Below are 18,518 nucleotides of genomic sequence, written 5' to 3'. Positions count from 1 at the left end.
ATCTACTCCCCACGGGGCTACGCATGGAAACCAACCCGTCCAATCGAATGGGATATAATCGAGCATTCACTCTAGTAGAGCTATTGGTCGTGATTGCGATCATCGGCATTCTTGTTGCACTGCTACTCCCCGCAGTGCAGTCGGCACGCGAGGCCGCCCGTCGCACGGAATGCACGAACAAAATGAAGCAATGGGGTCTTGCGATGCAAATGCATCACAATACCTACAAGCGGCTTCCGATCGGCAGTCGCGGGTCGCGTCTCGATTTGGAGTTTCCTCGTCAGACCTGGGTGATGTACCTCTGGCAGTTCATCGAACAAACCAGCATGCATGGACAGATGGATCCAGAAGGCCACTTGTATAACCCACCCTTTACGATTCCTGAAACTCTAGAAGGTCTCGGCGGTGTAGAGATTCCAATGTACCGCTGCCCTAGCGATCCCGATGGCGAGGATATTTCGGCCGGCTACTATCAGCGGCGGCGAGGCAACTACGTGGTGAACTGGGGACATGTCCCCTACGGTGGCACCTACGTCGCTGCCATCTACGCACCCGGCGAGGCTCCCTTCCTGCACAAGAAGGGACGCACCACCGAACCGCGGGCGACCACGTTTGCCCAAATGACCGATGGCACGAGCAACACCATGATGCTGTCAGAGGTTATTTGTGCTCAATCCACGGAAGACAACGATTGGCGGGGCGATATCCTGAACGACGAAGGAGTTTTTCGTTTTCAAACGATCAACACGCCAAACACCTCGGCTCCCGATTTGATCGCCGATGGATACTTCACCGAAACAGGCGATCCTCTCATGCCCGTTGCTGATGCGACCAAGTACAGCCGGCAGGAAGCGGCTGCTCGCAGTCGCCATAGCGGCGGCGTGAACGTGGCCTATTGCGATGGTTCAGTCGCTTTCAAGACCGATGATATCTCGCTCGCTATTTGGCAAGCAGCAGGAACCATGAACGGAGAGGAGGTTGTTTCGGAATGATCAGGCGATTGGTTTCCAGGCGGCTCGCTCTCTCTATGATGGGATGCGTTGTACTGTCTCTGTTGATGGTAGGCTGCAAGTCGAAAGACGACTCCATGGGCTCCGTGCATGGTATCGTGCGAGTCGATGGTAATCCGCCCTCAAAGGGATCCATCATCTTTGCGCCTCGCGACGGCAAGGCCCGGACTGCAGGCACCAAGATTGAGGATGGCCATTACGAAGCCGAAGTTCCAATCGGCACAGCCAAAGTGGCCATTCGGATTCCCCAAAAGGTAGGGGAACGCAAAGCCAGCAATGCACCGAACAGTCCGATGGTGCCAATCATCGAGGATGTGCTTCCTCCGAAATACAACGAGCAAACCGAGCTCGAAGTCGATGTGAAACCAGGCTCCAATGAGTTCTCGTTTGACCTCTCGTCGAAGTAATCCTGTCCGATCTTGTGCTGAGCACTTCCAACAGCTCAGTAAACTAAGTCTTTGCTTATCAAAAAATTAAACACCATAAGTCGGGTGCGAACAAAGTCCGACCTCCTCGTAACTGTTTTGGGAGAGATTTCTTATGAGACTAAATCGACAACTGTGCTGTGTGCTTGGTTTGGTAGCGACGACCGTGGGATTGTTGTTTGCCGAACAAGCTCAGGCTGTGATCGTAACGAATACTTTTCGTAATGTAGCTCCCTCGGGGGGATCCCCCGGACAAGCTTACGATCCGGCTACCGAAGGTGGCACCGATAATTTCTCGGCCTCGAGTGTCGATCTGTTGCAAGGCCTTTCCGCGGTATACACTGGCAGCACCACCGCAGGCGCGCTAACGAACGACTATCCCAGTCCCATGGGCGAGGTCTCCACTGGTGTGTCGGCCTGGACTGATGGAGCCATTATTGGTCGCTATGCTGGCGACGCCGATGGCGACGGTAACACCTCGAATGACATCGACGATTTTGCCATCATTCATGATGGATATGGTACGATTTCCACTGGGGGATCGGTAACCTACGATCTCGGCAGTGTGTACGAACTGTCGCAGGTCGACATCTTTTTTGGGTGGAACGATTCGGGCCGCGACGACACATCGTTTACGCTCAGGTCCTCCGTCGATGGCGAGACCTACACTACCATTACCTCGGTTTCGAAAATGGAGAATCAAGGCGGCGGTGATCCCGTGACCAACCTCTACAACATTGTGGACGATGCGTCGGGCGCCATTGCTCCGTTCGCTCGCTATCTGCAGCTATCATCAATCGATGCCGACAATGGTTATGCTGGTCTTCTCGAGATCGACGCGTTTGGCACGGCTCCTCAGTTTGATCAAGCCGACGCTAATCGCGATGGCGTGGTTGATATCGACGATTTCTATACCATTAGCGATCACTTCCTGCAGGTGCCATCGGCTCTGGGCCTGGATGGCGACATCGTGGCCGACAACTTTGTCGACGCGACAGACTTCCGCTATTGGAAGCAGCACGTGCCTGCATCGCTTTTGGCACAGATCGAAGGCGTAGCGGTTCCCGAACCGGCTTCGCTCACTGGATTGGGTATTTTGGTTGTGTTGGGCTACGGTCTGCGGCTTCGCCGTCGGGCCTAACGAAGCATCCTACTGATGGTTCTACTTGATTTTACTCTTTCTAGGATATCGTTATGCCCTCTAAACATTTAAATCGGCTTCTCTATATGGGAGCCTTCGTATTCGTACTTGGTGTGTCAACTCACAGCCTGGCCCAGACCGATTTCACCTGGACTGGCAATGGCGACGGTTCGACCTACGGCGATGGTAATAACTGGGAAGTCGAAGGCTTCTCCGGATTTCTTCCCGACGGAGAAGATGATGCCATCGCAATTATCGGCAACGGCGACACTGTCTTTGTGCAAGGCTCGCCGGTTGCTCCAGGTCAGATTGCGATTGGTTACAACGAAGGTCAGTCTGGCCACCTTGTGGTGACTCCCACAGGGAGCCTGAGGTTGTACAACGGCTCGCAAGCCAGCGTGAATCTATCGTCTGGCGGTATTAATGTTGGTGGTGTTGGTACCGCTTCGTTAACCGTGCAGCCTGGCGGTTCGCTGGAATCGGGATACATCATCGTACAGGGTTCCGGCAACACCGTCGTCCTCGATGGCACTGGTTTTGCCACAACGACCGCTTCGATCTTTAATGTCGAAGGCAAGGCTTCAGGATTTAACGTGCTTTCTGGCAACAGCATGCGAATCATTGGCCCGAACGTGGATATCACGTCCAATACGTTCGATGTCGATGCTGGTGCTACTTACGTCGCCGAAATTACAGGTGCCTCGCACTCCACGTTTAAGACCCCCAACAATGCCTCCGCCGATGGCGTGCTACAGGTGGAGTTTTCGGGTTACACCCCACAACAAGGGGATAGCTGGGACCTGATCGACGCGCCCGGCTTCAACTCGATGTTCTCCGATGTGGTGGTTGTGGATTCGAACCTGACTCCAGGCCAGACATTCACGTTCGAAGCAGTTGCGGATGCAAGTAGCGATTACGGATACTTCGGGCGGCTCAGTCTTGAACAACATCTGTACTTGCAGGTCGACCGAAACACGAATGAGATGACCATCATGGGAGGGACCTCTCCTATCGAACTGGATGGCTACACCGTGAGTTCCGTATTGGGTGGTTTGAATCCAGCCAACTGGAACAGCCTGCAAGACGATTCAGTCGGCACCTGGCGTGAGTCTCCGCAAGGAGGCGCCACTACCCAGTTGTCCGAGCTGGAACCGAATGGAACGTTCGCGATCTCCAGTAGCTCGCCGGTATCACTGGGCAACGTGTTCCAGAAGCCGACCGCTACCACGATTGGATCGGAACTCGAAGACATTCAATTCGAGTACTTCACCACCGATGGTTCTGTGGTGCAAGGCCAAGTCGTCTACGTTGGCGATAAGGTCTACAACGACGTGGTGCTGGTGGTCGATCCTACCAGTGGTCAAGCCTATATTCAGAATCAGTCGGCCATTCCCGTGTCGATCGATGGATACAATATCCACTCCGATTCGGGGTCGCTGTTGCCCAACGATGGTGATTGGCTAAGTCTCGAAGATCAATCGGTTGGCACCTGGCGAGAGTCGGGCGAATCGGCCAATAATCTCAGCGAGCTTTTGTCCTCTGGCTCAGTGACCTTGTCGGGCCAGGTGTTTGAGCTCGGGAATCTGTTTCTCACCGAGGCAAATGGTGGTATGGAAGACCTGGTCTTCAATTACCTGCTTGATGGCGAAGAGACTTTTACTCAAGGCGCGGTCGTGTTCCGCGACATCGTGCAGACAGCCGGCGACTACAATCGCGATGGTATCGTGAATATCGCCGACTACACGCTCTGGCGCGATAATCTCGGCCGCTCGGTTTCGAACGGCACCGTGGCCGATGGAAACAACGATGGCGTGATCAACATGGCCGACTACAACATCTGGAAGTCTAACTTTGGTTTGCCTTCATCAGGTAGCGTGTCGGCAGTCGGATCGGCCAACGTGCCTGAACCAAACAGCCTGGCGTTGGTGCTTCTGGCATCCATCGGTTTGGCTGTTCGAGGCTTTCGCCGCTAGTTCGTCGGCGAGGTGTATTGGTAGCGAGGAGCTCGTCAGTGGGATGCGGTGTGCTTCGAATCTCCTGACAGCTTCCTTTATCATGAGACCCGCATTCAGCTGAGCGGGGTGGGAGGGCAGTCCCCCCGCTCAGCTTTGCGGTTTCCGCGACACTTCGTGTCACAGCAAGTTGACAACACGGTCGGCCAGGCCTTTGTCGCCTAGTACGACGTTCAATTGCCCCGCCGAAGCGACCTTTTCCAGAACTTCCAGTTCTCGCAGTCGCATCAAGGTCGGATTATCGGCCAGCAGCCTGGCGGTGTTTGCCTGACTTCGCATGGCGGCGGTTTCTTCCCGGCGGCCAATCAGGTTGGCTTCAGCTGCCTTTTTGGCTTCCATCACCTTGTTCATCAGCTCCTTCATGTCTCCTGGAAGGATCAGGTCGCGAACACCGACCGATACAATCTCCAGGCCGAGCTCACTCGCCCGACGATGGAGCTGCTCACGGAATTCATCGGCTACAACGTCTTTGCCAGTCAGGAACGAGTCGAGATCACGCGTACCGACCACCGCCCGCAGGGCGAGCTGTGCTTCGCGGTACAGCGACTGTTTGGCTCCCTCCGTGACCATGCCGACCTTCGGTGCGTCGACCACGCGATAGTTCACCGAGGCGTTCATACGCAGCGTGACTTTGTCGGCGGTCATGATTTCTTGACCAGCGACGTCGAAAGACTGCTCGCGCATGTCGACCTCCACCAACTTGGTCGTGGCCAGATGACGCCACCAGGCGTACTGACCTGGAGGCAACGTAGCGGTATAGTCGCCATTGACGAATACCACCCCTACGTGATGCCGCTGAACTTCGCAGACGTCGAGTACCTGCGAAGCCATCGGCGACCGAACGATGGTGGCAAAGTCGGGGTGCTCGAACTGCACCTTGCGGGCGTCGACCACCTGTACTTGCACGTCTTTGAACTCCGTCCAGTAGGCGTGCAGCCCTGGCGGCAGGATGTGGCTGAATCGCCCTTCAATCCACACGAGCGCCCGCTCGTGGTCCTTGAGGTCGACGATCTCCGCATGGCCAACTGATTGTCCGCTTTTGACAATGACATCGAGTTGTTCGTGCGCGATCCATGGTGTTCGCTGCGACATAGTGTCGACACGTACCTTCCACAGAGGATCGAATAGCCAGTGCCGCCCGGGAGTGAGCAAACGCCGAAACTCGCCATCGTGGAAGTACAAACCGACTTCGTGGCTTCTGATTTTTACACGTTTAAAGCACAGCATAGGTGTGTGCCTCCTTTCGAGCCGCTTAAAACCGGCGGTCGGCTCTTCCGCCCCGATGTACTGAAACTGATCGTACAGGAAGTAGAGGACGAACGAACTGATCAGCAGGTTCGCAAAAATACCCTCAGGTAGCGGACCGTGTCCAGAAAGTCGCACATCCAAGCACGGAGCGTCGTTTGAGCAGCCACTTCCATTTCAGCTCAAACTTGCCTGGCAATGTCGCGACAAGCCGGTTGGGGCTTGTCGTGAGTTAGAGCAGGGCAAGCCGAGAATGAATGGCAGTAAAAGCGGTATCCACGGGCTGCAGGGTGTTGGGGTGTGCTGTCGCATCGCAGTGGCTGGCACCGAAGCACAAACACCTGGGAGGCAACTGACTTCATGGTCGTCCGCTACCCTCGGGCTGCTCGTGACGCTTTCGCGCCGGTCCCTTTGCAGGGAACAGGGGGTGAACCTGCGCTTGGTTGCGGGAATCGAACCCGAAGCTTCCAGATCAATGGTCTGGTGCTCTAACCATGAGCTACCCAAGTGGGCGTCCAACATCGCCTTGTTAGAATCCAGCACGGAACACACCCGCGCGATCTGCGTTGAGAGCGTGGGTGAGCCGCTGGTCCAGCGACGTAAGGCAATCGATTGACAAGACCTAACCATGGTGGGTTCGCGATACGCGATCGCAAACCCACATTGTTCTTACTTGATGCGTGAGGAAGCTGGTCTATAGTTCCGCGAACAACGCTTCATCCAGCGCGGCGATCTCTATCGTGGAATCCGCGCTTGTAGGTTGTTCCTCAATTGGGGTGGAAGTCACGCGTTGCTCTAGACGATCGAGATCGCTGAAAGCCAGATCGAGTAACAATTGCGATTCGCTGCTTGTACCAGACGTAACTGAGTTGTCACTCAATGGAGCGATCACCGCCGAGGAGGCAGGAGAGAAACTCCCGCGAAGTCGGTTGCTTGCTTGAATCGGATACGCAGGAGCGGCTAAGTGCACGTGGTTGGCGGTCGGTGCTACTAACTTCGATGCAATGCTCTTTTCAAGAGTGACAACAACGCTGGAATCGCTGCTTTCGCCGGCCACTGCTGCGATCACGGGCTCCGTGGAAGTGTCGCCAGTGGACTGGGTTGCTACACTCGGGGTCGTTGAGTCGGCAGTTGCGTCGCTGCTTGGTGTCGAGGAAGTCTCCGCAACCGTGGGAGTGGCTTCCGGTTCCTGGGACGATTTGGTCGAGGCGATCGCAGCGATCGATGCGGGAGCGGTAAACACGGCTCCTAGATTGTCGCGCCAGACGGTGTAGTCGGCCAGCGATACCTGGCCATCCTCGTTGCCATCGGCAGCCAGGCTGGTGGTCGAACCATAATTGGATTTCCAAACCTGGTAGTCGTTCATGTCGACTAAGCCATTGTAGTCGTAATCGCCCTGCAGCAAGCGATGAACGCCGGGCGAACCACCATCGGCCGAGCTTGCCCGCCAGTTGGTGGGGGAGGAATAATCGCCGAATAGATCGACTACCTCCAGCGAGGGACCATCGCCGTCGGGCGACGTTGGCCACGGCGCGGCATCTTCGTACGTGAAGCTATGGATCGTCAGGCCCGAGCCGTCGGTGAGTATCAACTGCTCGCCGCCGTTGCTGAGGCTGCCATCATACTCGCCCGCGATGGTTAGGTCCGAACCGTAGCGGACCGCAAAGGCTTCGGCATTTTTCACCGCTACGACCGATTGCCCGGGAGCCAACGCGGTTACGTTGCCGGTGGTGAAATCAAAAGTGATTCCACCACTGATCGTCACGCCATTCAAGCTAATCGTCTGTTGGCTGGTATTGACTAGCTCGATGAATTCATAGTCGCCGTTCTCGGTTCCTGGAGCCAGTACTAGCTCAGCCGCTGTGGGATCGGCCGGATGATAGTGGACCTCGCTAATACGCAGGCTGGATGCATCGGCCGGGACCTCTACCGAATACAATCCGGTTACCAGCGAACTCCACGACGATATCCCTTCGAAGCTAACCTCATGAATGGCAAGTGCCGTATCCCTGGTGGAAAGAAGTTGAGTGCCAAGGGCATTCGCTGAATCGTAGAAACGAATGTCAGCAATCTGCATATACTGGGAGGATCCCTTCAGGGTGGGGAAGATCAACTTGTAGGAGGTGTAAGCCGTGGAGTTGTTGACCTCGATGGGCGACGAATCCGTGTAACGATCGTCCGGGAGCGACAGGTCGCCCGAATCGATCAGAGTCCAGTTTTCGGAAACTCCTGCACTGTTGTCACTGCTCTGAATGGTTTCGTTCGTGCCATACAAGACCCACGATGCCGGGTCGCGCTGATCCGCATCGTTGGCCGTGGTAAGAACAAAGCTTTTTACGATCGACGAGCCGTAGTCGGGCGTGAGGATGATGCCTGAATTGGCACCACCGAAATTCAGATACTTCGTCAGTGGGTTTCCATCGAGCACATTCGGTGGCGACTCACTCGAGGGATAGCTGCTATTGCTCGAAGAGCTTCCTGCGGCCACGCCATAGGCACGAGCGTTGATTTCCGTTGTGCTGGTAATCGTGATGGGGCCGGTGTATTCGATGGCCGAAGGGGAGATGCCTCCCCCGTTGGCTCGGGGGTCGGTGCCATCGAGCGTGTAGTAGATCGTGGATCCCGGCAGTGCGGTGAGTTCAACCTCTTGGCCCGATTCGGTATTGCCAGGCGATGGGGTGAGGAACGGCATTTGGATCAATTGATCGTCGATCCAATTCGCGCGAATGATCAGCCAGTTCGTTAGGTGGCTCACTTCCGCTTCCCACCCGGTAAGCCCTGGGTCGGCATAGGTTCCACCGTTCGGGGCGACTTCAGACCAGCGTTCAAAGTTACGTACTTGGGCTTCGGCAATCTGATCGGCTTGACCACCTACCAAGGCACGCAAGCTATCGTCGCTCAGCACGCCCGCTCGAAGTTCTTGCCAACGATCGACCCATTGTTGGGCAAAATTTGGATCGTCGAATAATGGCCCCCACCAGTCGGAACCGAAGAAGTCGACATCCGGCAGGTACCACCCTTCGGGATTCGCAGAGCGCGAGTCATTATCGGCTCCGCTTGAGCGGTCGAAGTCCCATAGCGGACCAAAGGCTAGTTTGCCATCGCGTTCTTTGGTGAGGAAGGTACTCAAGCGAAGCGAATCAGGCTCTTTAGAGAGCACCCGTACGATGTGGTGGTCGATCGATGCTTCCACATCCAGATACGCAGCGTACCCAAGTTCGGGATCGGTGGAGTCCGGCCCGTACAACGCATCTTCAAAGTCCTGAACGTAACCGCGGATGTAATCCACCTGGGCGTCGGTGAGTTCATAGGCGTCAGGCTCTTCGAGCACTAACCACGAGTCGCCAAGCGTGGGGATATTTCGATCGGTCTTCCAGGCTGCCCCATCGGGGGTCTCGCCGTCGATGCCATCCATCGCGATGATGTACCCACCAGTGATTTCTGGTTCGCTATTCTGCGTAGAGGTGAGTTCGTCGATATCTACACGGTTCGAATCGCGTTTGATGTTCTCCATCAACACGTACACGCCCATGTAGTCGGCCGATGTCAAATTGTTGTTGAACGGCGAAAAGTTCGCATAGACTTCGACGAAGCGAATGCGTGGGGCCCAATTGCCCATGGCGCGACTCATGTCGAAGAACGTCGTGTTTCGCAGCATCGCCCGATCGAACGTGTAAGGCGCGTACAGAATCCAATCCGATTCCGATGGCATTCCTAGCAGCTCGATGCTCTTGTCCTCGCCGTACTCGTCGCGAATCTCGATGCGCAGGTTCGTCTTCGGATTGTTCGCGGTGCTTCGACCACGGCGATGCTGGCCGATCAACGTGCTTATATCGGCGGCATTGCTAAGTGACGCTCGACCGGTCACAGGATCGACATCGTACAGCGACATCACTGCATCCTCGAAGTCGCCGGTGCCAGGAGTTCCTTCGCCAAAATTCTCCAACACGATAATCGGCAGATCTGAAGTGAAAGCAGCTGTGGTCGAATCGGTATGAGTATAGGTCTCGGAGTGGATGCCACCGACTTGACCCAGCGGGCCGAACGCGCGGGCGCGGATTTGAATGGTATCGAAAACCGTAATCGGCCCGGTGTACAGTGTCGAGGATTCGGTCGGCGCCGAGCCATCGGTCGTGTAGCGAATCACTTCGCTCGCGTCAGCCGTCTCGAGCACCAATTCAAACGTGTCGACGAATAGGCCACCAGCTTGCGAGAACTCAACCTCCGAAGCCAGCAAATTCGTGTTTGGCGTGCCTGGCGTCGGCGTTTGCAACGCTCCGATCACGTAAGGCTCGATCGGCCCGCCGGTGACTGTTAGCAGCTGGATCGAAGCCAGATAGTCGGAGCTGTTGCTATAGCGATTCAGCATGTGAATCGCCAGGATGTTCTCCCCTTCGACCAATAGATCGGAGTACCCGGAGACATCGAAGTCGACATACACAACCGCTTCGCTATCGGGGTGATCGGTCGTCGCTCGCGAACTGTAACCAGGGTCGTTGGGCGCATTCGCGCTGGCGACGAGCGTGCCATTGATGTACGCAATGAAGCCGTCGTCGTACTTCATCTGCAGCTTGCTAAGCAGCGTGCTCGTATCGGAAATCGTAAATGGTATTCGTACGTAGGTGGTGGTAGTGCCATTTGGAAGCTGGGTGTCGAGAAGCCCAGCATTGGCGAAATTGGTGCCCGAACGTTCGTAGCCCAAGCTCGCGGTACCAGTTTGCCATGATGCATCGTTGAAGCCTACATTCATCCATGTCGAATCGACGGAACTATTCGTGGGGATCAAATAGCTCACGCTGCTTTCGGGCGTCACTGGGGCTGTGAGCGGAGCGTCGAAAGCCATGCCGTAGGAGATATTCGAAATCTGCTGCGGGTAGTCCGAGGTGCTCGAGCCATATTCGGTGAGCACGTTCCCCTGGGGATCCACGAGCCCCAGGTATTCGCCGCTGGCGGAGAGCGCGAAATTGGTGTGGTAGTACCCGGCCGAGTCGACTTCGTCGTTGCCCGAGGCAAACACCACCAGGTATTCACCGGGGGCTAGAACCTCGGAAGTTGGGAACGACCATTTGTTCAGATCATCGTAGTCGTCGGTCAGACTGTACCCGAGCAAATCGGCGCTTTGGTCGCCGTTGTTATAGATTTCGATCCAGTCCGACGAAGCTCCGTTGCCATCTTCAAGAACGCCTCCGTTCGAGGCCATGAATTCGGTAATGATGAGATCCGCGGCGAGCAATTCGCGTGACTCTAAATGCTCGAAAAGTAACCGCTTGCGCATGGATAGACTGCTGATTTCGGTTCCGGTGAGAAGATGGTGTCAATCGTGTCTCTTCACGTGATATTAATAAAAAGTTCCCTATTCGTCACAGGGTAAATAATGATTTAACTTTACAAATTGCAGGTAGTCACCGTCTTAGGTGATCTCCAAGAGGTGGTTACATAGAAAATGTCCAACGGAAAGGTTTTTTTCGGAAAAAAAGTGACGTTTATGACGCGCAACGCCGAAGCCTAAGCGAAACCTCTTGGACGTTTAAAAGGCTCTCTTGTGCGATTGAGTCACTACTAATCGTTCGCTTGAGAGTAGTCGGACATGCGGTTTCCCCGAGCAGGCCTTCCGAAGTCCAATCGAGCAGAGGTTTGTCCCTCAGGACACTAGAAGCGTTTTTCGAACTCGTTCGTGACATCTTCAAACGTGCTTGTGCGTTGCAGTTGATAGATGGTCAGTTGCCGCCCTTCGAAGAGAGTCGGTAGGGTCAGCACAACGTAGTTCTGCACTCGTTTCCGCAAGCCGGATTTTCCTGTGGAAGGAATGTTACGCGGCACGATTAGGTAAGCGTGTCCCGATTCGGTAAGCAGTTGCTGTATGTCGTGCAGCACCTTCGTGCGAGTTCCACGCGTCAACATATTCAGCACGTGATTGCACACGATGGTGTCGTACTCGCCGCTCGGATGCTGGCATCGGTAGTACGGATCGTAAGCTTCCCAGCCATAATGATCGGCATCGAAACCAAACCCACATCCATAATCGAGGATGCGTCCTTGTAAGAGATTTCGCTCTTCGAGCATTTGCGCACCGCGACTGGGGTAACTTCGCGGGATAGCTCCCCCGAGTTCCTTAACGAATCGGTAGCCGGAAGTGGTTTTGACTTTTGCCATCGAATGTTCTCGGGGGAAGGGGAGTAGCACGGGAGGGAGTCGAACCCTCAGGCACTAAGGTCTGAGCTTCGCCGCTTTGCCAGTTTGCGTACCGTGCCGAGTTGTGAGCGTCCCCGGCGGGATTTGAACCCGCGACCTCCACCGTGACAGGGTGGCGAGCACTCCAAGCTGCTCCACGAGGACTTGCAAAGGATGGTTCGGGTGGGATTCGAACCCACAGCATCCGCGTGCTTCGTCGACTATTCGAAATTAAGACGTCGAAGCACGAGTTTTAAGCCGAGGTGGTCTGCCGATTGCCTACCGAACCGTGTGATGCCCAGAGCAGGATTCGAACCTGCAGGCACCTGAATCTAAGTCAGGCCGCTCACCAATTGGCGTATCTGGGCAGCATGCGAGCATGCTGGGGTTAGTTCTTGCTGCGTCGCAAGCTGTCGCCAGTTTTCTGGCGGTGTGCCCGAATCGCTTTGCGATAGTCGGGCAGTTCGTTTTCTTCGACCAGCATGTCGCCGACTTGCTCCACGATCCAACCATCGGTCCATTCGCCTTGTTCATCGCGAAGACGAACCACGCGCTTGTGTTTGGCGAACGCGATCGGTAGGTACGAGGTAATGGTGGAAGTTGTCGAAGCAGCGGTGCGCTTTAACGTGCATTGAACGTAGGTGGTCGATTTCATGGGATTGCCTCACGATTGGAATGGTGTAGGAATCGATTGCTAAGGTGTGGTCATAGCGAGTCGCTGCGCGAGGTCGTCGGGAAGCTCGTAACCCCTCTCAGGCGGCAGTAGCCGATTGGCCCGCGAGTAGTCACCCTGCAAGCAAAGCTGACGGATCTTCTTGACTCGGGATGTGTAGTCGGTGATCTCTTGAATCCAGTGCTCCACGTAGTTGCGAATCAGGTGTCGACTAATGCCAACTTGCAGGGAGCGATGCTCCAGTTTCTTACCGCGTAGTGATCGCTCGGGGTCCCATTGCACGTGCACTTGCGATTGAGAGAACTCGGTGCGCCAGGCATCGACATGAGCGTGTACCGCTGGGGTAAAGCTGGTGAGCGAGCCGAGTCTGAGAGCTTGCTCCCAACCTTGCCGGCTGATGCGCACCGCTAGTATGCGTTCTTGCCCCGATTTGCTCGCCCAGTTGCTGCGCTGCATCAGCCATAGGAAGGAAGGCTTGATCCAGGTCATTCGTCCGAACGAGAAAGGAGCGACAAATCGTGCTCTCTCACTGCCGGCTCAGCAATGCTGGGGTGATACGCCTGGTAGACGACGATCGTTTGCGAATCGTAGTCGGCGCGGATTTCTCGATATGCAGCCATTGTTCAGATTGGGATTTGTTAAGTAGGAAGTTGTGAACTGGTGTCGCTTGCCGCAGCGGCCGAGTGCAGTCGTGCACCGGCGCGGCGGCGACAAAGACCAAATGCGCCCAGCCGGAATCGAACCGGCACATCCTGCATGGCAAGCAGGTAGGCTCCCACTACATCATGGGCGCAAGGATTGCGTGAACGACTAGACGAACACTCAAGCAGGGGTGACACCGGGGACGCATAAGCAGTGGAGCTCGCGAAGCGAGCGGCTTTGCGTCGCGTGTAGAAAATCAATCTCGCGCAGGAAGATTGCCTAACAGACCGTCTGCGAGCAAATCGTCGGCTTCGGAGCCGAGCAAGCTTGCATCAACAGACAGAGCGAGAGATGAGTAAGGGTGTCGCATGGGTAGATCCCTCAGAAAACCCGAAGATGGTATCGACTTGCAGGCGGACTTTGTGCCTGGTGCCTGCGGATACCTAACTAGAGGGCATTTCCCCGCAAGGGTTCGTACTTATTTGCCAAAAGCGGCGAAAAACAACGCCAGTTGCGTGGCAACGAAGCCTAGGCCTTCGATAGCGGTGAAGTTTGAACGTCTTTTTCTGATTGCCAGGTTTTCGCTGGAAAATGGCCACCTGTGGTGTTCTAATGGACAGGTGTGTTTGTGGCTGTCGGCTTTCAGCTATCGGCCGTTGGCTTTTTCGTATTTGGAGGTCATTGAAATGTAGTGCTTTTTGTCATGGCAGATTCCTAGCGACGCGCAGGCGAATGGTTGCCGGCGTGGGCGTTCGCTGCTGCGCGAATGTCAAAGCTTTAGGCTCTAGGCTGTAAGTGGTAGGCTGAGATCTTTCAGTCGCCGGAAGCTCCTTCAAGATGACATCCTCCGCAATCAGAATTCATCATTCAGCAATCCTCTATCCCAAGCTCCCCTGGCCCCCGAATCCTGTTTCCTGACTCCTCCCCAAAATAGTTTCCCATGGGTGGGAATCTATTTTGGGCAACTATCGTGGAGGTGTTAATGCAACTTGTTGCTGGCAAACGACTTGCGATAAGTGCGCAGCGGGATAATAGATTCCCACTCGATGCGTTTTTGGGAATGGGAATCTATTCGAGACCGAAAACCACTGGTTTTGTAGAGTACGCGCAGATTCAATTTTCCCATCGATGGGAAAATTGGGAATCTATTCGCCGAGCGGTGGGAATCTCACCTCCACACGTGTGCGGGTGGCTCGATCGCGGGAAAACGCGCATCGGGGGAGATTGGCCCCCCAGGGGAGACTAGTAGGAATGGACAGACTAGCGAGTAGCAGGATGGGTAAGCTCAAAAGGGGATGCGTATCGTCGAGCTATGAACCCATCGCTTTCGTGTCGCTCACTCGATGGTGTGCGATTGGGTTCGTCATGCTCTTAGGAATCGAGCAGCCGGCGAAACTCGCCTGGGCTGACCCCGTAGGCTTGCTGGAATGCCAGACGCATTTGTTTGACCGAGGCAAACCCAGTGCTGCGGGCGACCTGCGTGATGCTCGACTTCGGCTCGTCGGCCAGCACCTGCTTGGCTTTGAGCAGCCGTTGCCGCTTGAGGTACTGGTAGGGAGTTTCGTTGAAGACATCCCGGAATGCATACTCCAACCACCGGCGCGACACATCGGCATGCGTCGCCAGTTCCTCAATGGTGATCGGTTCGTGCAGGTACTGATGCAGGTAGTCGAGCGCTTGTCGCAGTCGTTCGTCGGAAACAGCGAAAGCGGAAGTCGATTCGCGGTTTACCACCTCGATCGGCGGCACAATGATTTCGTTGGTCGGCAGCGCTTCGCCACGCATGAGCATGTCGAGCATCTCGGCTGCCTTGTAGCCTTCGAGCGAGTCGTTGCGGGCGACGCTCGAGAGAGTGGGGCGGACGTGTTCGCAGATCACCTGTTCGTCGTCGACACCCATAACCGCAACCTGGTCGGGCACGCTGTAACCGCTCTCGCGACACGACTCCAACACATGGCACGCCCGATAGTCGGAAACCGCAAACACGCCGCACGGTTTGGGGAGCGATCGCAGCCAGGTGGAGAGCTGCTTGTGCTGCTCGTGCCACACTTCGCCATCAAAGCGAAACGTGGGAGCAGCCAGCAGCTGAGTGGCGGAGACCCCCTGTTTTTCGAGGGTATCATTGAACCCGAGCCAGCGATCCTTCGAGTACTGAACGTTCTCAAGCCCGAGGAACCCAAATTGCCGAAACCCACGAGCCAACAGGTGCTCGGCGGCCAACTCGCCGATCGCGTAATTGTCGACCATCGTGCGCGGCACGGGGCAGTTCGCCATGGCGCTCGAGATATTCACCGTGGGGATGCCGAGCATTACTGCGCACTCGGCTTCCTTCTCGGTATTGATGGCCGCGAGAATCCCGTCGCCTTGCCAGTTAACCAAGTCGAGCACCGAAAGCATCAGCGATTCCGGCGCAACAGCAAAGGTCCAGTTCAAAGCATTGTCGGCCAGGTAGCGAGTCACCCCTTCGATGAGCACTTCCTGGTGCGAGCCGCGGGGGAAGGCGAGAGCGATCTGTTGGCTGCGTTCGGTCACGAAACTATTTACGAGAGAGAATGGAAGAGATGGAAACGGCTAGGGCCATTGGAACAAGTGGAGCCGATCGTAGGAGGAGCAGTCGTCATCAGACGGTATCGACGTGGTCCGTGTCAATTGCTTTCCTTGAAATTGGGATCCCACTTTGGACTGGCCGGCAAAGTCCACCCTGCTGGCGAGGGAGGTGCACTGACTTCAAACTCCGGAACATCGGAGCAAAGGTGCGCTGCCAGATCTGGCACCTGCTGCGTAAGTTGTTGCACAATACATCGGGCAAGCTGGTAGCTCCCATAGCTGGTGTGATGCGTACCATCGACAAACGCGGCGTCGAGCGAGTCGCCCAGCTCAGCGTAAAGCACCTTGCTATCGCGATGCAAATCGATGAGCGGAATATCGAGCTCTTCAGCAAGATCGCGAACTGTTTGCGGATACGCGCCGAGCGTGTCGTGCTCGACGCCGCTTTTGCGTTCCATCGAAGTAACCAGAATGGGAGTCATTCCAAGTTGCTGAGCTTGCTGAATCACTTGCTGGAGACCGCTGCGATACTGCTCGAGCGCGTTGGGCGAGGTTTTCTTCATATCGTTGTGCCCGAACTGCACCATCAGGTAGTCGCCCGGTTTCGCGAGCGAAAAGATCTTGTCGAAGCGATGAGCGGAGAGCGATCCTCGCACGGTCTCGCCCGATTCGGAGTGGTTGGCCACCACCACGCTCGGAGCGAAGAACCGAGTAAGCATCTGCCCCCAGCTACCCCAAGGCTCGAGCGGTTGGTCGGCTACCGTGGAGTCGCCCAACAGAAACAGGGTATGGCGGTCGGCGACAGGTGTCACCGTGATGCTACTTACCGCGGGGTGGTCACCATTGAATTCGAGCGTCAAGCGGTCGTCCCACGCCCAGGCTTCCTTTTTGGTTTCGCGATCTTTGAGCCGCACCCGACTTCCATCTGGCAAGCGGGGCTGGCGGATGTTCACCGTAAACACAAGTGTATGGTCGCTGCTTTGTTCCACCATCAAGCGACGCAACTCCGCACGAACCGTTGTCGGCCCTGCGTGTTGTTCTGGAACGCTTACCTGAACTTCGTAACTCCCCTCCGGCAGGGCCATCGAGAAGTAGAAGGGCTGCTCGCTCTGGCAATAGTCGGTAGAGGGAGCGTCGTCGCTCGATTTGCTGGCGACCACTCCATCAACAGACTCAAACCCGTAGCCAGTGTCGCTGTTGTAGACGGTATCGGCGTGAACCGGCCAATACCCTCGGGCGGCTTCTCCCGCACCGAAGTCAAACCGGCGGACCGTCATGCTTTCTTCCGGCAGCTTGGTATCGCTCGGCAGCAAGTAGTCCTTGAGGTCGCAGCTCGTCAGATTGCGAATACCTGCAACCACGCAGGCGGCGTTCACCATCGCGCCGGTTCGGCTGGTATGCGTGTGATCCTTCGGCGTAAAGTACTCCGCGTGCACGCGAAGCTGACCATCCTGCTCGTAGCGCTCGGCGACGATCGCGTTCAGATCGATAAACTCAGCCCCAACCTGCTCGGCAGCCTGCGAAGCCCATTTGCCATAGTCGTTCGACGCACGAATCACTTTCCCATCGATCCAACGATCACGCGGAATGAGCGACAGCACGACTGGTGTTGCTCCCCGTTGTTGCGTTTCGCTGGCGTACTTACGCAGGTACCAACCAAACGAGTGAACTGTTTCGGCGGTGCCGGTGGCCTCGACGACTCCATCGCGGGTTTCGTCGCTATTACCTTTGATCGAAGCACGAGGGCGGTCGCCGGCGAACATCTGGCCACCGTCGTTGTGGCCAAACTGCATCAGTACGTAATCGCCTGGCTTCAGTTGATCGAGCACTTGCTGCCAGCGACCTTCTGTAAGGTAGGTGCGACTGCTACGGCCTCCCAGGGCACGGTTGTCGACGTTAATTTTCGTGGTGTCGAAATGGCGGTCGATCACCGAGCCCCAACCCCACATCCCGCCACCCCCTTGGCCGCTACCACAGCGAACCGTCGAATCGCCGATGAGGTAGAGGGTTGGCTTTCCTATCGAGGAAGTATCATCGGCCGCAACGCTGGTGTGCGAGACAAGTGCCAAGCAAGCGACAACGGTGAGATGAAGAAGTTTGGACTTCAATAACTGGATGAGGCGAGTATTCATGAGAGACCAAATGGACGCGGGAAATGTTGGTCGGAACGTGCGAATGCTGCGAATCGTAACTACACCAAACCGAAATGGCCGATCGCCCCAGGGAGCAATCGTCGAGGCTGTCAGGCCGTTCGGGGACGAACCATGTTTGTCAGGGGGGAGAAAAGCGGTACCTGGATCGATTCGACAGTGCCCTCCCATCAGAATAGACCATTGCCCAGCGGCTTGCCAATCAAGACGCGGTGTGACGTCGGTTTAGTGACTAACCGTAGCCTGCCAGCTACCAACTCGCAATTGTGGGTCTCCCTATTTGCGTGTTTGGGAGCCTGTATTGCGTCAATTGTATACATCACTATCTGCGGGTCGTCGGTTAGAATAGATCCAATTGATGTCTTGCTTTCAGCCTCGACTGGATGGCAAGCGGAACAGTGAATTGCGGACTTTTCCCCACTTATCCTGTTGTACTTGTTTTTAGCTCCTAGCGGCTGAAGCGAATACAGCCGCGTTTGCTTTTCGATTCAGTGTCATCGCC

10 protein-coding genes, 6 tRNA genes and 1 pseudogene are annotated in these 18,518 nt (G+C 55.8%); 4 read left to right on the top strand and 13 right to left on the bottom strand.

What is annotated here, in order from left to right:
• The first annotated feature begins 47 nt into the window (after window positions 1-47).
• The 4 genes from Pan181_RS10065 to Pan181_RS10050 all read left to right on the top strand — a co-directional run bounded on the left by Pan181_RS10065 (window position 48) and on the right by Pan181_RS10050 (window position 4,549).
• Window positions 48-992 (top strand): DUF1559 domain-containing protein, encoded by a 945-nt coding sequence (locus Pan181_RS10065; RefSeq protein WP_197529124.1) that lies wholly within the window; start codon window positions 48-50, stop codon window positions 990-992.
• A complete protein-coding gene (locus Pan181_RS10060) occupies window positions 989-1,417 on the top strand; it encodes a hypothetical protein (RefSeq protein WP_145246691.1) in 429 nt (142 codons plus the stop codon). Before Pan181_RS10065 ends, Pan181_RS10060 begins: the two co-directional genes overlap by 4 nt.
• A 133-nt stretch (window positions 1,418-1,550) precedes the next feature.
• The gene (locus tag Pan181_RS10055; protein ID WP_145246690.1) at window positions 1,551-2,576 is read left to right on the top strand and encodes a discoidin domain-containing protein; all 1,026 of its coding nucleotides are present in this window, start codon (window positions 1,551-1,553) and stop codon (window positions 2,574-2,576) included.
• A gap of 53 nt (window positions 2,577-2,629) precedes the next feature.
• A complete protein-coding gene (locus tag Pan181_RS10050; protein ID WP_145246689.1) occupies window positions 2,630-4,549 on the top strand; it encodes a dockerin type I domain-containing protein in 1,920 nt (639 codons plus the stop codon).
• Window positions 4,550-4,708: 159 nt separating this feature from the next.
• Here Pan181_RS10050 and Pan181_RS10045 read toward each other — a convergent pair whose 3' ends face one another.
• From Pan181_RS10045 to Pan181_RS26050, 13 genes and pseudogenes are all read right to left on the bottom strand, one after another.
• The gene (locus tag Pan181_RS10045; RefSeq protein ID WP_145246688.1) at window positions 4,709-5,815 is read right to left on the bottom strand and encodes a slipin family protein; all 1,107 of its coding nucleotides are present in this window, start codon (window positions 5,813-5,815) and stop codon (window positions 4,709-4,711) included.
• A gap of 454 nt (window positions 5,816-6,269) precedes the next feature.
• Window positions 6,270-6,341, bottom strand: a tRNA-Asn gene (locus tag Pan181_RS10040).
• Between the two features lie 186 nt (window positions 6,342-6,527).
• A complete protein-coding gene (locus Pan181_RS10035) occupies window positions 6,528-11,108 on the bottom strand; it encodes a CotH kinase family protein (protein WP_145246687.1) in 4,581 nt (1,526 codons plus the stop codon).
• Between the two features lie 374 nt (window positions 11,109-11,482).
• Window positions 11,483-11,986 (bottom strand): methyltransferase domain-containing protein, encoded by a 504-nt coding sequence (locus Pan181_RS10030; protein WP_145246686.1) that lies wholly within the window; start codon window positions 11,984-11,986, stop codon window positions 11,483-11,485.
• Window positions 11,987-12,010: 24 nt separating this feature from the next.
• A tRNA-Leu gene (locus Pan181_RS10025) sits at window positions 12,011-12,084 on the bottom strand.
• A gap of 10 nt (window positions 12,085-12,094) precedes the next feature.
• Window positions 12,095-12,169 (bottom strand) — tRNA-Asp (locus Pan181_RS10020).
• 10 nt (window positions 12,170-12,179) lie between these two features.
• Window positions 12,180-12,293, bottom strand: a tRNA-OTHER gene (locus Pan181_RS26060).
• Between the two features lie 6 nt (window positions 12,294-12,299).
• Window positions 12,300-12,372 (bottom strand) — tRNA-Leu (locus Pan181_RS10015).
• Between the two features lie 20 nt (window positions 12,373-12,392).
• Window positions 12,393-12,659: a hypothetical protein gene (locus Pan181_RS10010; RefSeq protein WP_145246685.1), complete on the bottom strand. Its 267-nt coding sequence runs from the start codon at window positions 12,657-12,659 to the stop codon at window positions 12,393-12,395.
• A gap of 39 nt (window positions 12,660-12,698) precedes the next feature.
• Window positions 12,699-13,297: pseudogene (locus tag Pan181_RS10005) on the bottom strand (DUF4291 domain-containing protein).
• Between the two features lie 102 nt (window positions 13,298-13,399).
• Window positions 13,400-13,470 (bottom strand) — tRNA-Gly (locus tag Pan181_RS10000).
• 1,220 nt (window positions 13,471-14,690) lie between these two features.
• On the bottom strand, window positions 14,691-15,851 hold the full coding sequence (locus tag Pan181_RS09995) for an AraC family transcriptional regulator (RefSeq protein ID WP_145246684.1): 1,161 nt from the start codon (window positions 15,849-15,851) through the stop codon (window positions 14,691-14,693).
• Between the two features lie 113 nt (window positions 15,852-15,964).
• Window positions 15,965-17,998: a GDSL-type esterase/lipase family protein gene (locus Pan181_RS26050; RefSeq protein ID WP_197529121.1), complete on the bottom strand. Its 2,034-nt coding sequence runs from the start codon at window positions 17,996-17,998 to the stop codon at window positions 15,965-15,967.
• Window positions 17,999-18,518: the final 520 nt, after the last annotated feature.

It is taken from the genome of Aeoliella mucimassa, from assembly GCF_007748035.1.
Classification (GTDB): Bacteria; Planctomycetota; Planctomycetia; order Pirellulales; family Lacipirellulaceae; genus Aeoliella; species Aeoliella mucimassa.
The sequence above is the reverse complement of the archived record's forward strand: the minus strand, read 5'-3'. Positions and strand labels throughout refer to the sequence as shown.

Excerpts from the sequence above, each read along its gene's own strand:
- Pan181_RS10055 (WP_145246690.1), top strand. The coding sequence starts at position 1,551 with ATGAGACTAAATCGACAACTGTGCTGTGTGCTTGGTTTGGTAGCGACG.
- Pan181_RS10035 (WP_145246687.1), bottom strand. The coding sequence starts at position 11,108 with ATGCGCAAGCGGTTACTTTTCGAGCATTTAGAGTCACGCGAATTGCTC.
- Pan181_RS10050 (WP_145246689.1), top strand. The coding sequence starts at position 2,630 with ATGCCCTCTAAACATTTAAATCGGCTTCTCTATATGGGAGCCTTCGTA.
- Pan181_RS26050 (WP_197529121.1), bottom strand. The coding sequence starts at position 17,998 with ATGAATACTCGCCTCATCCAGTTATTGAAGTCCAAACTTCTTCATCTC.
- Pan181_RS10045 (WP_145246688.1), bottom strand. The coding sequence starts at position 5,815 with ATGCTGTGCTTTAAACGTGTAAAAATCAGAAGCCACGAAGTCGGTTTG.
- Pan181_RS10060 (WP_145246691.1), top strand. The coding sequence starts at position 989 with ATGATCAGGCGATTGGTTTCCAGGCGGCTCGCTCTCTCTATGATGGGA.
- Pan181_RS10065 (WP_197529124.1), top strand. The coding sequence starts at position 48 with ATGGGATATAATCGAGCATTCACTCTAGTAGAGCTATTGGTCGTGATT.
- Pan181_RS10010 (WP_145246685.1), bottom strand. The coding sequence starts at position 12,659 with ATGAAATCGACCACCTACGTTCAATGCACGTTAAAGCGCACCGCTGCT.
- Pan181_RS10030 (WP_145246686.1), bottom strand. The coding sequence starts at position 11,986 with ATGGCAAAAGTCAAAACCACTTCCGGCTACCGATTCGTTAAGGAACTC.